Source organism: Kiloniella litopenaei (assembly GCF_000982415.1).
GTDB lineage: Bacteria > Pseudomonadota > Alphaproteobacteria > Kiloniellales > Kiloniellaceae > Kiloniella > Kiloniella litopenaei.
In genome coordinates, this window is sequence record NZ_LANI01000001.1 from 45,302 (window position 1) to 62,694 (window position 17,393).

General features: G+C 48.4%; 15 protein-coding genes. 10 read left to right on the forward strand and 5 right to left on the reverse strand.

Features of this window, described 5'->3' with window-relative positions:
• Positions 1–52: 52 nt before the first annotated feature.
• Positions 53–1,120: a BMP family ABC transporter substrate-binding protein gene (locus tag WH95_RS00200; RefSeq protein ID WP_046501477.1), complete on the forward strand. Its 1,068-nt coding sequence runs from the start codon at positions 53–55 to the stop codon at positions 1,118–1,120.
• Between the two features lie 328 nt (positions 1,121–1,448).
• Positions 1,449–2,771, forward strand: coding sequence for a guanine deaminase (gene guaD, locus WH95_RS00205; RefSeq protein WP_046501480.1), 1,323 nt, complete (start codon positions 1,449–1,451; stop codon positions 2,769–2,771).
• Between the two features lie 10 nt (positions 2,772–2,781).
• Here guaD and WH95_RS00210 read toward each other — a convergent pair whose 3' ends face one another.
• The 3 genes from WH95_RS00210 to WH95_RS00220 all read right to left on the reverse strand — a co-directional run bounded on the left by WH95_RS00210 (position 2,782) and on the right by WH95_RS00220 (position 4,251).
• Positions 2,782–3,276 carry a hypothetical protein gene (locus WH95_RS00210; RefSeq protein WP_046501482.1) on the reverse strand — a complete coding sequence of 165 codons (495 nt, stop codon included), beginning with the start codon at positions 3,274–3,276 and terminating at the stop codon, positions 2,782–2,784.
• Complete coding sequence (locus tag WH95_RS00215; protein ID WP_046501485.1) at positions 3,269–3,745, reverse strand: hypothetical protein; 477 nt, start codon at positions 3,743–3,745, stop codon at positions 3,269–3,271. The genes WH95_RS00210 and WH95_RS00215 overlap by 8 nt, the downstream gene beginning before the upstream one ends.
• A gap of 95 nt (positions 3,746–3,840) precedes the next feature.
• Complete coding sequence (locus tag WH95_RS00220) at positions 3,841–4,251, reverse strand: DUF3010 family protein (RefSeq protein WP_046501487.1); 411 nt, start codon at positions 4,249–4,251, stop codon at positions 3,841–3,843.
• A 227-nt stretch (positions 4,252–4,478) separates the two neighbouring features.
• On the opposite strand from WH95_RS00220, the gene WH95_RS00225 reads away from it, so the two are divergent.
• From WH95_RS00225 to WH95_RS00235, 3 genes are all read left to right on the forward strand, one after another.
• Entirely contained in the window at positions 4,479–5,225 is a 747-nt protein-coding gene (locus WH95_RS00225) for a hypothetical protein (RefSeq protein ID WP_046501489.1), read from the forward strand.
• A 172-nt stretch (positions 5,226–5,397) separates the two neighbouring features.
• The gene (locus WH95_RS00230; protein WP_046501491.1) at positions 5,398–6,528 is read left to right on the forward strand and encodes a vWA domain-containing protein; all 1,131 of its coding nucleotides are present in this window, start codon (positions 5,398–5,400) and stop codon (positions 6,526–6,528) included.
• A gap of 117 nt (positions 6,529–6,645) precedes the next feature.
• The gene (locus WH95_RS00235; RefSeq protein WP_046501493.1) at positions 6,646–7,335 is read left to right on the forward strand and encodes a 50S ribosomal protein L11 methyltransferase; all 690 of its coding nucleotides are present in this window, start codon (positions 6,646–6,648) and stop codon (positions 7,333–7,335) included.
• A gap of 87 nt (positions 7,336–7,422) precedes the next feature.
• Here the strand turns inward: WH95_RS00235 and WH95_RS00240 are convergent, their stop codons facing one another.
• Positions 7,423–9,561 (reverse strand): YgiQ family radical SAM protein, encoded by a 2,139-nt coding sequence (locus tag WH95_RS00240; RefSeq protein ID WP_218044421.1) that lies wholly within the window; start codon positions 9,559–9,561, stop codon positions 7,423–7,425.
• Positions 9,562–10,257: 696 nt separating this feature from the next.
• On the opposite strand from WH95_RS00240, the gene WH95_RS00245 reads away from it, so the two are divergent.
• From WH95_RS00245 to WH95_RS00265, 5 genes are all read left to right on the forward strand, one after another.
• Positions 10,258–11,262 carry a BMP family protein gene (locus WH95_RS00245; RefSeq protein WP_052741649.1) on the forward strand — a complete coding sequence of 335 codons (1,005 nt, stop codon included), beginning with the start codon at positions 10,258–10,260 and terminating at the stop codon, positions 11,260–11,262.
• A gap of 266 nt (positions 11,263–11,528) precedes the next feature.
• The gene (locus WH95_RS00250) at positions 11,529–13,124 is read left to right on the forward strand and encodes an ABC transporter ATP-binding protein (protein WP_046501496.1); all 1,596 of its coding nucleotides are present in this window, start codon (positions 11,529–11,531) and stop codon (positions 13,122–13,124) included.
• On the forward strand, positions 13,114–14,163 hold the full coding sequence (locus tag WH95_RS00255) for an ABC transporter permease (RefSeq protein ID WP_046501497.1): 1,050 nt from the start codon (positions 13,114–13,116) through the stop codon (positions 14,161–14,163). Before WH95_RS00250 ends, WH95_RS00255 begins: the two co-directional genes overlap by 11 nt.
• A 4-nt stretch (positions 14,164–14,167) precedes the next feature.
• Complete coding sequence (locus WH95_RS00260) at positions 14,168–15,115, forward strand: ABC transporter permease (RefSeq protein WP_204247632.1); 948 nt, start codon at positions 14,168–14,170, stop codon at positions 15,113–15,115.
• Between the two features lie 75 nt (positions 15,116–15,190).
• Positions 15,191–16,483, forward strand: a complete 1,293-nt coding sequence (locus tag WH95_RS00265; protein ID WP_046501501.1) for an amidohydrolase family protein — start codon at positions 15,191–15,193, stop codon at positions 16,481–16,483.
• A gap of 181 nt (positions 16,484–16,664) precedes the next feature.
• Here the strand turns inward: WH95_RS00265 and WH95_RS00270 are convergent, their stop codons facing one another.
• Positions 16,665–17,306, reverse strand: a complete 642-nt coding sequence (locus tag WH95_RS00270) for a hypothetical protein (RefSeq protein WP_113771966.1) — start codon at positions 17,304–17,306, stop codon at positions 16,665–16,667.
• Positions 17,307–17,393: the final 87 nt, after the last annotated feature.

A 17,393-nucleotide genomic window follows, 5' to 3' on the forward strand; every position in this document is an offset into this window, starting at 1 on the left:
CGAAGAGTTCTCTTGCCGAAGAGAATTCACTAATCAGGGAAGGATAACCCAAATGAAGAAAATCTTGGGATTTGCCGCCGCCATCGCACTATCCCTAGCGATAGTCCCGGCATCTGCTGCAGATAAGCTGAAAGTTGGTTTTATATACGTCGGCCCCGTAGGTGACCATGGTTGGAGCTATCAACATGATCAGGGCCGAAAAGCTCTCGAAGAAAAGTTTGGTGACCAGATCGAAACAACCTATGTTGAAAAAGTTGCCGAAGGTCCGGATGCCGAACGTGCGATTGAACGTCTTGCCCGCAAAGGGTCCAAACTGATTTTCACAACGTCCTTTGGTTTCATGGAACCAACCCTGAAAGTTGCCAAACGCTTCCCGGATGTAAAGTTTGAACACGCCACGGGTTACAAACGTTCCGATAACGTTTCGACCTATTCTTCACGTTTTTACGAAGGCCGCTACATCATCGGTCAGATTGCTGCTAAACAGTCCAAGACAGGTGTCGCAGGTTACATTGGTTCTTTCCCAATTCCAGAAGTTGTTCGCGGTATCAATGCCTTTATGCTGGGCGCACAGTCTGTAAACCCGGACTTCAAACTGAAAATTGTCTGGGTAAACTCATGGTTTGACCCGGGCAAAGAAGCAGACGCAGCCAAAGTTCTGATTGGTCAAGGCGCTGATATCATTACCCAGCACACTGATTCAACTGCGCCGCTTCAAATTGCACAGGAACAGGGTGTTCACGGTTTTGGTCAGGCTTCCGACATGTATGCCTTCGCTGAAAAAGCACAGCTAACAGCCATTATCGATGACTGGGCATCCTATTATATCAACCGTACACAGGCTGTATTGGATGGCACATGGAAGTCAGAAGACACCTGGGGTGGTCTGAACGAAAAGATGGTTGTCATGGCTGATTACACCAACCTTCCTGACGACGTGAAAAAAATGGCCCAGGAAACTGAAGCCAAAATCACATCTGGTGAAATGCACCCATTCCAGGGCCCAATCACCAAACAGGACGGTTCAGTTGCCGTTAAAGAAGGTGAAACAGTTGCTGTTGGTGAGCTTCTTGGCATGAACTGGTACGTTCAAGGTATCGACGACCAACTACCACAATAAATTATTCAGGAATATCAGGCTAACTGATTATTCTGAAAAAAGATTTGGGGTTAAAGCCAGCCCTTTAAAAACGAAGGGCTGGCACCCAGCGAAGCTAAAAAAGCTGAAATAGAAAACAATCAGTACGGCGCGGGAAAAATCCCCCGGCTGATGACATAAATTTTAAAGCAAAGTACTGGTCCGTATCTGGTGGGTAAACCCGCAAGGATCGTTATGCTTGCCTGAAAAATCCGGCAGGATCTTTGTCCTGTCTGACGTCATTGGTAAGCGACTGTCACAATGAAATGAAACAGCCCGGTCTTCCGGCAGCAATACCTAAGGTCATATTATGGCAAATACAGATCAACCCGCCGTCAAGCTTCTTCGTGGTGCCACCGTAAACTTTACTGACAATCCCCGTATCAAGGGAGACGAAAACTCGGTTCAATACGAGGCCAAGGGCGCTATTGTCATCAGCGAAAGCGGACGCATTCTCTGGCAAGGCGCTTTTGCTGACCTGCCCGATGCGTTTAAGGGGCTGCCATGCGATGATTATGACGATAAAATCATTATGGCTGGTTTTATTGATCCGCATATTCACTTTCCGCAATACCGTATTCTCGCAGCCCCCGGCAAAGACTTACTCGACTGGCTCAATCGCTTTACCTTCCCCGAAGAAGGGCGCTACAGCTCAGAAGAATATGCCGCCAAAGCAGCAGAGATTTTCCTCGATCGCCTTTTTGCCAATGGAACAACCTCTGCCCTCGCCTTTTGTTCTGTGCACAAGACCTGTGCCGATACGCTGTTCGCCGCCGCTCAAAAGCGCGGTATGTCTATGATCACGGGAAAGACCATGATGGACAGGCTTGCACCCGATGCAGTACTGGACACCCCCGAAACAGCGGCAAGGGATTCACAGGAGTTGATCAACAAGTGGGATAACAAAGGCCGCTTGAAATATGCCATCACACCACGCTTTGCTGTTACCTCAACCGATGCACAGTTACAGGTCACAGGTGATCTCTACAAAGATAATCCAGATTGCCTGATGCAAACCCACCTGTCGGAAAGTCCCGGCGAGATTGCCACAGTGCAAAAGCAATTCCCGTGGTCTAAAGACTATACTGACGTTTACGATCATTTTAACCTGTTGGGCGAAAATTCCTTCTTTGCCCACGGTATCCACCTGTCAGAACGGGAATGCCAGCGCCTTGCCGAAAGCGGTTCCACCGTGGTGCATTGCCCCACATCCAACAATTTTCTGGGATCTGGCCTGTTTGATATCGACCATCTATCCAAACCAGAACGCCCCGTGGGTGTCGGCGTTGCCACAGACGTCGGTGGTGGCACCAGCTATTCCATGCTGCAAACCCTGGGCGAAGCCTACAAAGTTGCCATGCTCAAGGGCCGGAAAATAACCGCTCACGACGCCTTTTATCTGGCGACCCTAGGCAATGCCAAACAGATCAAGCAGGATAATGAGACTGGAAATCTAGAGGCCGGAAAGTACGCCGATATCGTGGTGCTGGACCCCAAAGCTACGCCCGTACTTGAAAGCCGTCAGGAAGTTTCAGAAAACCTCGAAGACATCCTTTTCTCGCTCATGATCCTTGGTGATGATCGCGCAATTTCAGCCACCTATGTGGCGGGGGAACGGGTATATAAGCGATAAATATTCATCTTCATCCATTGGGACGGCTATCAGCCAACTCACAGTCGTCCCAGTCAACTCTGTCATAGCCATTGGACAGATATTTCCAACTGGTCTTAAAAGCTGTGTAATCCAGTGCTAAGTCGTTATAGAGGCCCAATTCTCTAAGTTTTCTTTCAAATTCTTTCCGGGATTTGTAAAAGAGGGCTTCTTCTGTCTCTGTAGAGAGAATGAAATAATTTTCCTCATTACGGATGCGAATTTTATATCCGTTACGTCCTCCATCACATTCCAGATATTCCGCAGGAAGCTGTAAACCAACGTAATATCCAGGCATAATATCATGGTCGACGATTGTCGCCGGAATAATAACGTCACCATCTCTACGAATGGTGTAATTATCCGGCCGGGTAGAATTGTGGTAATAATATTCTTTATCAGAGTTGAATGCCTGAAAAACGAGATAAAGCATTCCCCAACCAAGCATGACACCGAAATATATAAGATATCTTTTGATCTTACTCAAAATATTTGTCCTCATAACGATATACGATTTTAAAAGGAGTTCCCTTCCCATGCTCTTCAATCGCACGTTCATTTAAAAAATTTCTGGACGTGATTCTGACTTTATCCACAATATCTGCGTCTTGGGGCATAGCCATTACTTTGGGTTCAAAATCATATCCTGCATCATATATTCGACCATTCGCCGGATTGGTGGACACATGACCATGAACTTTAAGATCATCAAGAGGTATAGGGGCTGCTATCTGACTATTATTACTGGTTCTCCACACTGTTAACTCCCTGCCGTCAACGACAAGCGGTTTTCCACCCGCATTTCGCCACCACCACTTCGCCTGTTCATAAGTTAGCTTGTTCCCCTTACCAGCATGACCATCAACAAACATTTTGAACATCTTGTCGTCTAGCTGTTCCCTTTTCTCTTCTTCTTGTTCCTTGTCATTACCGTATAGAATTCCTGCATAATCCATTGCAATAACTTCCCTTATCAAATGATTAGAGATAAGGATTAATCCAGAACCCTATTAATACAATTCATCTCAATTGTTTACGTAAAACTCTACAATCACTTGAACAACCAAACCCCAACCAAATACGCCACTTCTTGATACTTTTTCAAACTGCTCGGATAAATAATATCATGTTTTTTCTCCATGGCGGCCAAGGCTTGTGGCGTCACCAATTCTACTTCCAGATCTGGAATAACCTGTATTAAGGCTTCCATTTTAAAGGTATCGGGGCCACCTGCGAATTTGCCTTTTTTGGCGCGTTTTTTAATGGCGGCTTTAGAGATATTGTTGCTGACAAAAAAGGTCGCTATTTCATCTTGAAAGCGAATAACATCGACAGCGTTATCACTCTCGCCCAATGCTATTTTCCGTGTTGGTAAATCAATGTATTTTGGTCCCTTTTCACTAATTTCCAAAACAACCAAAACGGCATCGTTTCCTTTAAGCTCAATCCCACAAAGTTTCATCAGAGTTCCATCATAAAGGAGTAAGAGATTTATAATTCTATTTATTCTTAAAGCAGTTAACGCAATCTGCAAAGATTTGAATAATGCCCTCGCTAATTAAATAAAAGTAAATTGAACCTTATGTTTCCTAAACCCGACCTATTGGGTATCTCGCGGAAATCCGGCAACCATACCTGAAATGGAAAAGGCTCAGTTTTCCGCCCTGATTTTAAACAGGAGTAGGAAAAATGAGTAATATTTCAAAAATCAAAAGCCTTTGCGCCATCACTTCCGGTCTGTTTGCCGTGAATTACCTGACAATCACAACAGCGCCCGCTATGGCAGAATGTGCAACTCAGGTGACAGGGCAAACTTCGGCGCAAAACAATTGCAGTCGGAATGCGTCGAGTACAGCGACATCGCAACGGACCGCCACAGCAAAGTCATTGTCTGGGACAAGGACACAATACAAAGTTGTTGTACCGCCCCGTCCCACGGCACCCAGAACGATTGTACAAAAAAGAAAGAATGTCGCCCCCATCAGACCAATAAACAAACGAAGTAATGGTCCCGTTTACGGTCTGCCCAATGGCACGCCTGATCTTGTGGTATTACCTGCGTCAGGGGGAACGAACGGCATGCCAAATACTGGATATTGCGGCAGTTGGAATGGCGGGAATCAGTCCATTCGCTGGATCATCAGAAATGTCGGCACAGGAATGGCCCCGGCAAGCGTTGTGAGTGTCGGGTTTGACGTTCCCCTGGGCCAGCCTTGGAATGATACCTACCCAACGCAACAGAGCCTGAATGTGCCGCCCCTGGCCCCCGGGCAACAATTTATGATGTCACACCCAATTGATCCGGTATCCTGGTCACCAACCGCACACCCATTGGTAAGCTTTGGTTTCTTTGCAGACTATCATGCAAACATTGATGAAATTTCCGAAGCAAACAACCATGTGGAATACGCCCGCTGCTTGGGACCAGCTACATAAATTTTGCCCCAAAATAAGTTTGCCTACGTCTTTGTAAATATGACTATGGGTATATTCCATGGTCATATTTACACCTTAAAGTTACCTTTTCTTGCCTTGTTCCTCTCCCTTTTACACCACAATAATCCCACAACCTAAAAACCTATTCTCACAAAAAGATAGGAACAGTCTGATGAAAAAATCAGCACGCGGATTAATGACAGGGCTTTTGGCATCAACAGCACTTTATGGATTATCTTCCCCCCTATTGGCATCAACGGCATCTGCCGACAATCAACAGGGGCAACCACGCATCGAGGTGGCTTTTGTTCTGGATACCACCGGGTCCATGGCCGATCTGATTGACGGGGCAAAGCGCAAAATCTGGTCCATCGCCAATACTATTGTGGATATTCACCCCAATGCCGATATTGAAATGGCGCTAATCGGATATCGTGACATTGGTGACGATTACGTTATCAAATCTTATGACATGAGCCCGGATATACAGGGGCTATACGGCAATCTAATACACTTTCAGGCCAATGGTGGCGGTGACACCCCCGAGGCCGTGAACGAAGCACTGGATGCGTCTGTTCGTCAACTGGACTGGACAAAGGGCCAAGACACTCAGCGTATTGTCTTTCTGGTCGGTGATGCCCCGCCCCATATGGATTATGACAACGCCCCGAAATACCCCGATGTTATCAAGAGAGCCAGAAAAGACGGTATTATTGTCAATGCTGTTCAGGCCGGTGGAGATCCCGATACCAAGAAAATCTGGAAAGAAATCGCCCAGCTTGGCAATGGACGTTACATCCCCATTCCACAGGACGGCGGTCAGATCAAAATTATCGAAACGCCTTTTGACGGGGATATCATTATCCTGCAAAAGCGTATTGATGAAACGGTTATCCCCTATGGCTCTGAAGAAGAACAATCCGCCGTTCAGGATAAAATGGAGCTAAAAGAAGCCGCGCCAAGTTCGGTACAGGTGGAAAATTCCAAGTTTTATGCCAAGCGTTCTTCGGTCAAAGAGGTGATCACAGGCGGCGGTGACTTGGTTGCCGATATCAAAAACGGCGCTGTATCACTTGATGAAATCAAGGACGGCGACCTGCCAAAGACACTACAAGGCAAGTCCGACGATGAAAAACAGGCCTATATCAATGCCAAGCTCGAGGAACGCGAACAACTTGAAAAAGCCATGAGTAAACTGATCACAAAACATGATGCCTATGTTGCGGAAAAAGCAAAAGAACAGGGCAAAACGGACTCATTTGATCAGGCTGTTCAGGAAACCCTTAAGAAGCAACTCTATTAAACTATCCGTGATTGGGGGTGATAGAGCTGAATTCATCCCCATATGCTATAATGGGCAAATTAGAACAATCGAAGGTCAAGAAAAAATAAAACGGATCAACAGCATCGGTGATTTTATATGAAGAAATTCAGCGCGGGATTACAGGAACTCACCATTCTCGAAACCGGGAAAATTCGTGTCACTCGCTATTCTGAATTTCTTCTTCTCTATCTGGAAAACCTGGCCTTTTCACAACAACGCATTTGCGATTTTGGCTGTGGCACCGGGGTGCTTGGCATCTATGCTGCAAAACGCGGGGCGCACTCTGTTACCGGATTTGATATTGATCCCGATGCGATCACTTTAAGCAAAGAAAACATAAGCTTAAATGATTTTTCTAATTTCCAACCTTATCTGATTAAGGATCACGTTAATCGTGAAAGCTATGACTTTATTATCTCTAACCCCGCGTCTTTGCCAACCGTAAAAGCATCGGGGAAAGAGTTTTTCAGCGGCGGGGTCTATGGCATTGATATGATCCGTGATCTTTTTGATTTTAGCGCCCGGCACCTCGAAAAAGACGGACGCATATTCTTTCTGCAAACCAGCCTGTCGTCGATCAACAAAGCCGCAAACTACGCCCACAACAAAGGCTTCAACTATAAAATTATCGGGGTCTTTCAGACCGAAATCAGAGATCACTATCAGGAATTCTGGCACCGCGTCGAACAAAACCAGCGCACAGGCGATGCCCACTTCGTCGAAATCAACGGCACCCATTCCGAAATCGTGTATCTGGTAGAGGCAAAGTATCGCGACCAGCTTTAAACCCAAAAGGCCTGGAATGTTATCATCAACATCCCAAACCTTTTCTCTTTCTGAACTTAAACAGACAGTCTTTTATGTCACTTCGGCTTAAGTCCGCGTTCTTCGCCTTTGTCCCGTTGGCTTACGGCGTGCAGGTTTTCCCCCCGGCTTTGCTTTGCCATGTGCGGTGGCACCGCGGGCTGGCCCGTCTGTATTCCCGGAAGCTGACGGCCCCTTGTCGTGAGCACGGCGGCGTCCCTGTCCAGCGTGGGTTGTAAAAAAAGGTTTGCCGCCTTTACTGCCGTCTTTCTTTTTTGCGTAGCCTCTGGCACCCGGCTTGTTATCGCCTGTGCCGATCGGCTGATGCGCAGGAACCAGATGTTTTTTGCCCGGACCAATAAGGTCGGCACGCCCCAGATTTCTAAGCGCTTCACGCAAAATCGGCCAATTATCAGGATCGTGATAGCGCAAGAAAGCCTTGTGCAAGCGACGCTGTTTCATACCCTTTGCCGTTTGTACAATTTCACCACTACTACGACGGATCGGGCGTAAGGGATTACGCTCGCTGTGGTACATGGCCGTTGAAAGTGCCATCGGCGACGGGATAAAGTTCTGAACCTGATCCGCCCGGAAGCCATTTTGCTTTAGCCAGATCGCGAGGTTCATCATGTCTTCGTCTTCACAGCCGGGATGTGCCGCGATAAAATAAGGGATAAGGTATAGTTCTTTCCCCGCTTTTTTCGCCGCTGCATCAAACATGGACTTGAAGCGATCATAGGTGCCAATGCCCGGCTTCATCATCTTGGACAATGCACGTTCTTCGGTATGCTCTGGCGCAATCTTCAAATAGCCGCCGACATGATGGGTCACCAGTTCCTTGATATAGGTTGGGCTTTTAACCGCAATGTCATAACGAAGACCGGACTGAATAGAGATCTTTTTGATACCCTTGATATCACGGGCCTTGCGATAAAGCTGGATCAGGCTTTCATGACTGGTGTCCAGATTTTTACAGATATCAGGATAGACACAGGACAGACGACGACAAACCTTTTGGATTTTGTCATCCTTACAGGCCATGCGATACATATTGGCGGTCGGACCACCCATATCGGTAATCTGCCCGGTAAAGCCATCAACCTTGTCGCGAATGTCTTCGATTTCTTTTAGAATTGATTCTTCGGAACGGCTTTGAATGACACGGCCTTCGTGTTCGGTAATGGAACAGAAAGAACAGCCGCCAAAACATCCGCGCATGATATTCACGGAAAAACGGATCATATCCCACGCAGCCAGCTTGGCATCGCCATAAACCGGATGCGGTGCACGGGCATAGGTCAGATCAAACACACCATCCATTTCCGGTGTGGTCAGCGGGATCGGCGGCTGGTTAATCCAGATATCGCGATCACCATGCTTTTGCACCATAACACGGGCATTCCCAGCGTTACTTTCCAGATGCACAACCCGCGATGCCTGGGCATAGAGAGCCTTGTCCGCAATCACCTCTTCATAGGACGGCAGGCGCACAGCGGTTTTATCTTTGTCGGCGGCTCTTAGTTTTTTACGGGCCTCGGCACGATCGGGAATGTGATGAAGGTCATTGTCGTCATCAATGTCCGTCATATCGGCAACGGTCCAGCCCTCGGGGATTTCCTTGCGCACAATCACCGTGCCACGGATATCATCAATATCCTTTGGGGCTTCCCCTGCGGCAACACGGTGGGTCAGATCAACAATCGCGCGCTCTGCATTTCCATAAAGCAGAATGTCCGCCTTACTATCAATCAAGACGGAACGGCGCACCTTGTCCGACCAATAGTCATAATGAGCCGTACGGCGCAGGGATGCCTCGATACCGCCGATGACAATCGGCACGTCTTTATAAGCTTCGCGGCAACGTTGTGAATAGACAATGACCGAACGGTCCGGGCGTTTGCCCCCCTCGTCGTTTGGTGTGTAACTGTCATTGTGACGAACCCGACGATCAGCCGTATAGCGGTTGATCATTGAGTCCATGTTACCGCCGGTTACACCGTAATAGAGGTTTGGTTTGCCCAGCGCCTTGAAAGCTTCTGCATTTTCCCATTCAGGTTGGGCAATGATGCCAACGCGAAAGCCCTGCGCCTCGAGTAATCGCCCCATAATAGCCATGCCGAAGCTGGGGTGATCCACATAAGCATCTCCCGTGACAATAATAACGTCACAACTGTCCCAGCCCAGCAGATCCATTTCTTCCCGGGACATGGGAAGGAACGGTGCAATGCCAAAACGCTGTGCCCAGTATTTACGATAGGAAAAGATGTTCTTGGCTTCGCTGCCAGCTTCTTTTTCCCCTTTTTTGCGGACCTCATTTTTCAAAGCGCTTTGGGGAACATTGCTGGCTGCGTTTCCGGCAATGTTTTTGGCAATACTACAGGCTTGGGACATTACTTTGCCTTCGCTAATTTCTCTCTGACGATCAATCGCGGTCTTTGCCGCATGGCTACTATAGCATGATCTTTTGCATTCATGATCATGACCCGGCCAAAATCTGTTGCCCCCTTTTAACTACTTGAGCGATTAGGTCAAGTATTCCTGTTTATTTTCCCCCGCAGAGCAGCCATCTGTTTTGGGAAGATCTGGAAACTAAAATGCTGATATTATTGACACATTAAAGTTATGACTATAAGTAATTCGCACCTAGACCAAGTACAGAGCACAAAATTCACAAAGATTTCCCCCTGTTTTATTTGACCAAGTGATAAAATAAATTTAGCATTTGGTGCACAGTTAAAAGAGGCGGAACAATCTGTCCTGACTGTAGAAGTAAAGAGCTCTGTACAAGTCGATTAACAGGAACCACAGTTCCTGAAAGCAAATAAACAACGACTAACGGTGAGATACCGATCTTGTATTTGGGCGCTTTCAGAGCTGTTTTACATCTATCCAGGGAGGGATTACATGACAGGTTTATCCAGAAGAACCGTTCTTGCGCTTGCTGCCGCAGGTTTGGCCAGTGCAACCCTTGGCGCAACGGGCGCTTTTGCAAAAACCATCAAGGTCGCGGGTATCTATACGCAGCCTATTCAACAAAAGTGGGATGCACGCCTTCACGAAGCCTTGGTTGCCGCACAGGAAGCGGGTGAAATCGAATATGTCTATTCCGAAAAAGTGGCCAATACCGACTATGTTCGTGTGCTAAGGGAATATTCTGAAAGCAAGGTTGATCTGATTGTCGGGGAAGCCTTTGGTATCAGCCGTGAAGCCCGCAAAGTCGCAGACGATTACAAAGATGTTGCCTATTTGATGGGGGACCCCTTCAAGCCCCATGGCGATAACTTCTCGGTTTTTGATAACTATATTCACGAACCCTGTTACCTCATGGGTATTCTGGCCGGAAGCATGAGTAAATCAGGCAAGATCGGCATGGTCGGGGGATACCCGATTGGTGAAGTCAATCGCCTGTTCCATGCCTTTATGGCTGGTGCACGATCCGTTAACCCGGACGCACAGTTCAAGGTGAACTTCATCGGTTCCTGGTATGACCCACCAAAAGCAAAAGAAGCTGCTTTCGCCCAGATCGAAGCAGGTGTTGATGTTCTCTATGCAGAACGCGCAGGTGTTGTTGATGCGGCACGCGACAAAGGTATTATTGCCTTTGGTAACGTGAATGACATGAACAAGGAAGAAAATGGCAAGGACGTTGTTGTGACATCTGCCCTTTGGCATATGGAATCAGCAATCGGCCATGCCATTAGCCTAGTCAAAGCAGGTACCTATTCTGCCGAGGATTATAAAGAATGGACCATGATGCAAAAAGGGGGTGCTTCTCTGGCCCCTTATTATGAGTTCGAAGATAAAATTCCAGCAGATGCAAAGGCTAAGGTCGAACAAGTAAAAGCAGATATCCTCTCGGGTAAATTTGTTGTTGAGATCAACGACGAAGAGCCCAAATCGACTTACTAGCCGCCTTCCATCCCCGGTCTTGTTCTTTCCTCTAACTGTTATTAGAGGGAGACCGGGGATTTTTTTGGAGGGAGAATTGCTGAATGCCCTGTAAAATGCCTTGTAAAACGCGTGCGGTAGCATCAAACGCATAAAGGCGAACCAAAAAAGATGTAACGGCTATTGATACTTAAGCTATATTTAAGTAATCACTCACTCGTCATCCAGCTTCTTCTCTGTCCAGCTATTCCAAGACAGTTCTGTTCTTGCATTTCTTGAGGCATAACATGGCTTTGCTTGCCTTTCATAACATTACCAAGCGCTTTGGCTCTCTTACCGCCAATGACGATATATCCTTTTCGCTTGATAAGGGCGAAGTCATTGCCTTGCTCGGCGAGAATGGCGCGGGTAAAACCACCCTGATGAATATTCTCTACGGCCACTATACGGCTGATGAGGGATACATCGAAGTTGAGGGACAGAAACTTCCCGCCGGACAGACCGATGCCGCGATCAATGCCGGAATTGGTATGGTTCACCAGCACTTTACCCTGGCTGAAAACCTGACTGTCCTGGAAAACATCATGCTGGGGACTGAAAGTCTGTGGTCTTTGGGGCAAAAACGCGCCCCCGCCAAAGCAAAGCTGGCGCAGATGTCCAAAGATTATGGTTTAAAAGTTGACCCGGATGCCCGTGTTGCCGATCTATCGGTCGGTGAAAGACAACGGGTGGAAATCCTGAAAGCCCTCTATCGCGACGCCCGGGTTCTGATACTGGATGAACCCACAGCCGTCTTGACACCACAGGAAGCCGACAGCCTGTTCAAAACCTTGAAAAGTCTGACCAAGGAAGGCTTTGCTATTATCTTTATCTCTCACAAGCTCCACGAAATTCTAGCCATCAGCACACGGGTAGAGGTACTCCGTCGGGGAAAGATTGTTGGCAGTATTGAAACAGAAAAAGCCGATAGAAAACTATTGGCGGAAATGATGGTTGGCCGCACCGTTGAACGCCCGGTTCTGGAACAGATGACAATTGGAAAGCCTGTTGTCGAACTTGATGATGTCAGCATCGAAGACAACAGCAAAGATGCCAGCGGCGTTCCAAAGCTCAATCAAGTCAATCTTACCGTCCATCAACATGAAATAGTTGGAATAGCGGGTGTTGCCGGAAATGGCCAGTCAACCCTCGCCGATCTGCTTTCCGGTCTGGAAAAGCCCGATGCAGGTACCTTTACCTTGCTTGGCAAAGAAGTCACCAGCGCCTCACCCGCCGATATCGTGCACCGGGGTGTTGGGCGTATTCCCGAAGACCGCCACAGTTCCGGCGTTGTCGGGGACATGATGCTTTGGGAAAACCTGATCAGCGAAGACTTGCGACACGCCCCCGTTTCCAAAGCAGGCGTTTTAATAGATCGCAAAGCCTGCCTTGAACGTGCCAACAAATTGATTGATGCTTTTGACATCAGATGCGAAGGCCCCGAAGCCGAGACAAAACTGCTTTCCGGCGGCAATATGCAGAAACTGATCCTTGCCCGCGCCCTTTCCCCAAAGCCTGACTTTATCCTCGCCAATCAGCCTGTGCGTGGCCTGGACGAAGGGGCCATTGCCTATGTCCATGAACAGCTTCTCGCCGCCAGAAAGCGGGGCGCCGCCATTGTGCTGATATCCGAAGATCTGGATGAACTCTTTGCCCTTTGTGACCGGATCGCGGTGATGTACCACGGCGCCCTGACCCAAAGTTATGATGCAAAAAGCCTGACCACCGCAGAGGTTGGTTTGATGATGGCCGGAACAAACCATTTAGTACAGGCACCCTCTGACAACTCAATTCATTCAGAAACAACAAATTCAGGGAACGAGGAACAACCCCATGCAAATTGAACCTCGGGAACATATCGCCCCCTGGCGCATTGCCCTGGCACCTGTTGCCGCTGTCTTTATTTCTTTGCTCATCGGCTCTGTTCTGATCCTGTGGGTCGGTGCACCTGTGTTCGAAGCCTATGGCCTGTTGGTCAAAGGGGCTGTGGGGTCCGGCTTTGCCCTGACCGAAACACTCACGCGCTCTATTCCGCTGATCTTTACCGGGTTAGCCGCGACCATCGCCTTTCGGGCCAAGTTCTATAACATCGGCGCCGAAGGGCAGCTCTATTGCGGGGCCTTGGCCGCAACCTTTTTTGGTACAGGTCTGATCACGCTACCCCCGCTGTTGATGATCCCCTTCCTGATGCTGGTCGGGGCCTTGGCGGGTGGCGCCGCCCTTGCCGTTCCCGTCATGCTCAAAACCCACCTGAAGGTTGACGAGGTCGTGACAACCCTGTTGCTCAATTTTGTGATCCTGTTGTTTGTCGGGTACTTTCTGGAAGGCCCCTTGAAAGACCCCATGTCCATGGGCTGGCCACAGGCCGAACCCATTATTAACGAAGGACTTTTCCCAAGTCTGGTTGATAAAAGCCGACTTCACTTTGGCTTTGTCTTTGCCCTGATCGGCTCTGTCCTCTGCTGGGCCATGATGCGCTTTACCGTATGGGGCTATGAAATCAGGGCCGTCGGCCTAAACACATCTGCCGCCAGATTTTCTGGTATCAATGTCAACACCACCGTTATCCGCACAGCGCTGATCAGTGGCGGGCTTGCGGGCATTGCCGGGGTCAGCGAAGTCGCCGGGTTAAAGGGATACCTTACCCTAGATATTTCCCCCGGCTTTGGCTACACAGGCATTGCCGTTGCCATGCTGGCACAGCTTAATCCCCTCGCCGTCATTCTCTCGGCGCTGTTTATTTCCATGATCTATGTCGGCGCAGATTCCATGAGCCGGGCGATTAATATACCGACCTATATTGCGGATGTTCTGGTGGGTCTTTCGGTTCTTTCCATACTTGTCAGCGTGATGCTAACCCGCTACCGCGTGAGGTTCAGATAAAGCCATGATGGATATTCTTGAAATACTCGTTTCTGCTGGCTTCTGGGCCGCGACAATCCGCATTGTAAGTCCCCTTATTCTTGGCACGCTCGGGGAATTGATCTGCGAGCGTGCTGGCGTTCTCAACCTCGGGATCGAAGGCATTATGACCATGGGCGCCATGTCAGGTTGGATGTGGGTTTACATGGGCGGTGACCTTTGGACGGGCGTTATGTTTGCGGCTTTTCTCGGCCTGATGTTCGGCCTGCTCCACAGCATATTCACCGTTTATCTGGGGCTGTCACAACATGTGACCGGGATCGGGATTACGCTCTTTGCCTCTTCGCTTAGCTATTACGTCTATCGAATGTTATTGCCCGATGCGACAACGCCCCCGAAAATTGAACCCTTTCAGGTTTATGAGGTTCCTTTTCTGTCTGAAATTCCGGTAATCGGCGAAGCACTCTTCAGCCAGACACCCCTGACCTATCTCGCCCTGATCCTTGTACCTGTTGTCTGGTATGTGCTTTACAAAACACCACTTGGCCTTGCGGTGCGTATGGCGGGGGAAAATCCCATGGCCGTCGAAGCACAAGGCATCAATGTTCTCTCTGTTCGTACAGGGGCCGTGATGGTCGGCAGTGCCTTTATGGCCGTGGGCGGCGCCTTTATTACCATGTCGGCCTTTGATGCTTTCTTCTTTGGCATGATCAACGGGCGTGGCTGGATTTGTATTGCACTGGTGATCTTTGCGTCATGGAAACCCGGCAAGGCATTGTTGGGCGCGCTTCTCTTCGCCGGGCTTGATGCGCTACAGGTACGCGCACAGCAAACATCGGGCGCTTTGATCCCCTATCAGTTCTTCCTGATGATACCCTATATTCTCAGTATCGTTGCCATGGTCATCATGGCCCGCAAAGCCAGCTACCCTAAAGCACTTCTGGTTCCCTTCCGCAGAGGGGAGCGGACATGATACGCACGCACAGAATTTCGGCACCAGACCACGACCAACGAATTTGGCAAAAGTACCTAACGAACGGATATGCCCATGCTTGATCTCATCATCAAAAACGCCCGGCTTGCTGATAGCACAGATGCTAAAAACAGTGTTGATATCGCCGTTCAAGATGACCGTATTGTCGAGATCAGACCGAATATTACGAACGGCATCGTCGAGGGGCAGACAGAGGTCATTGACGCCGGGGGACATCTGGTCACCGCCCCCTTTATCGATCCGCACTTCCATCTTGATTCCACCCTCAGCCTCGGGCAGCCCAGACTGAACGAAAGCGGGACACTGCTGGAAGGCATTCAGCTTTGGGGGGAACTGAAACCACACCTGACCCACGAGGCGATCAAGCAACGCGTTCACGCCCTCGCCCGCTGGTCTATCGCCCGTGGCACCTTAGCGATACGCAGCCATGTGGACACTAGTGACGACCGTCTGCTTGCTGTTGGCGCACTATTGGAAGCCAAAAAAGAACTCGCCCCGTGGATTGATATTCAGTTGGTTGCCTTTCCACAGGACGGATATTTCCGTTATGAAAAAGCGGCAGAGAACCTGAAGCGTGCCCTGGATATGGGCGTTGATGTTGTTGGCGGCATTCCCCATTTCGAGCGCACCATGGACGATGGCGCACGTTCCGTAAAAGCACTTTGTGAAATTGCGACCGACCGTGGCTTGCTGGTGGATATGCACTGCGATGAGACCGACGACCCCATGTCCCGCCATATCGAAACCCTTGCCAGCGAGACGGTGCGTCTGGGCCTACAGGGACGTGTTGCCGGATCACACCTGACTTCCATGCACTCCATGGATAACTACTACGTCAGCAAGCTCCTGCCCCTGATCAAGGAAGCAGGTATTACCGCAATCCCCAACCCGCTGATCAACATAACCCTGCAAGGCCGCCACGATACCTACCCGAAACGACGCGGCATGACACGGGTCAAGGAAATGACCGCCATGGGCATTAACGTCGCTCTTGGCCACGACTGTGTGATGGACCCGTGGTACAGCTTTGGCAGCCACGACATGCTCGACGTCGCCCACATGGCAACCCATGTCGGTCAAATGACGGGCGTTGCAGAAACCAAAGCCATGTTCAAAGCTGTCACCGATAATTCAGCCAAGGTCATGCATCTGCAAGACTATGGTATCGCCAAAGGCAACTACGCTGATCTGGTAATCTTGCAAGCACAAGACCCCATCGAAGCCATCCGCCTGCGCCCCGCCCGCCTGTTTGTCATACGCCGCGGTAAGGTAATTAGCACAACCGCCCCCGTTGAGGCACAGCTTAATCTGGACGGGGACAAGGAAACGGTGAATTTTCTGAGGTGATTGTAACAAGCAGATATTCAAACCGCATTTATCAAGTTTTTAAAATCACGTCGACTGTGGGTAAAATAAGATTACGTGCTAATATAGATCAGGTCATAGTTTAACTACTTTGTTCCATTAGTGGTCATGAATGCATCTATTATACTGATTTATAGTCTAATAAATTTAAAAGATAAGTTTGTTACTCTTGTATAGATTTAATAATTTGTCGAATTTTCGTGGCATTTTGACTTGAGTTTTCAAAGATAAACGCACTTGAACACGGCGCTTGAAGGACGGTCATCAAATTTGGTTCAACACTTGGCGGAATAGTTGCCGATGGTCCTCGTAATGGAGGGTGCGTATCGACGGGATTGCTCAATGCTATTAAATATAAAAAATCAGAAAGGTTATCAGGCTCACCAAAAGTTGAGTTGTTCCAAGTCACCGTAATTGTATCGGATACATTTCCTAAAAGCACCTCTCTAACATCGATATCGAAGCGCGCATAATCAGTTATAAATGAACGTTGTTCTATAGTGCTCCTTTTTTCTGCTCGTTCCTTTTCTGATAGACCCGTTTGCTTTTCGAGAGCAGCGATGGTTAGTTTCCTAAAATTTTTATCTTTAACAATCTCATAATTAATTACTTTGCCTACAACTACAGCTTCGGCATATTTGACATCTTCCATAACCATTCTTGCGCTAATAATGCAGGCATTTACAGGACTCGAAAGATAAATAACGTACGAGCTTAAACACAATAGAACCAGACGCTTTATGTTGTTCTTATTGGTATCATTACGGCCACCAAGGACTTCATTATTTCCGATAATCTTTGCCATTGAATTCACCTTATTAGATTCAATATAGACAGTCCGCTTTTGGGCGATTGTGGGAGTACCTACATTAGAAAAAACATTATATAAAAC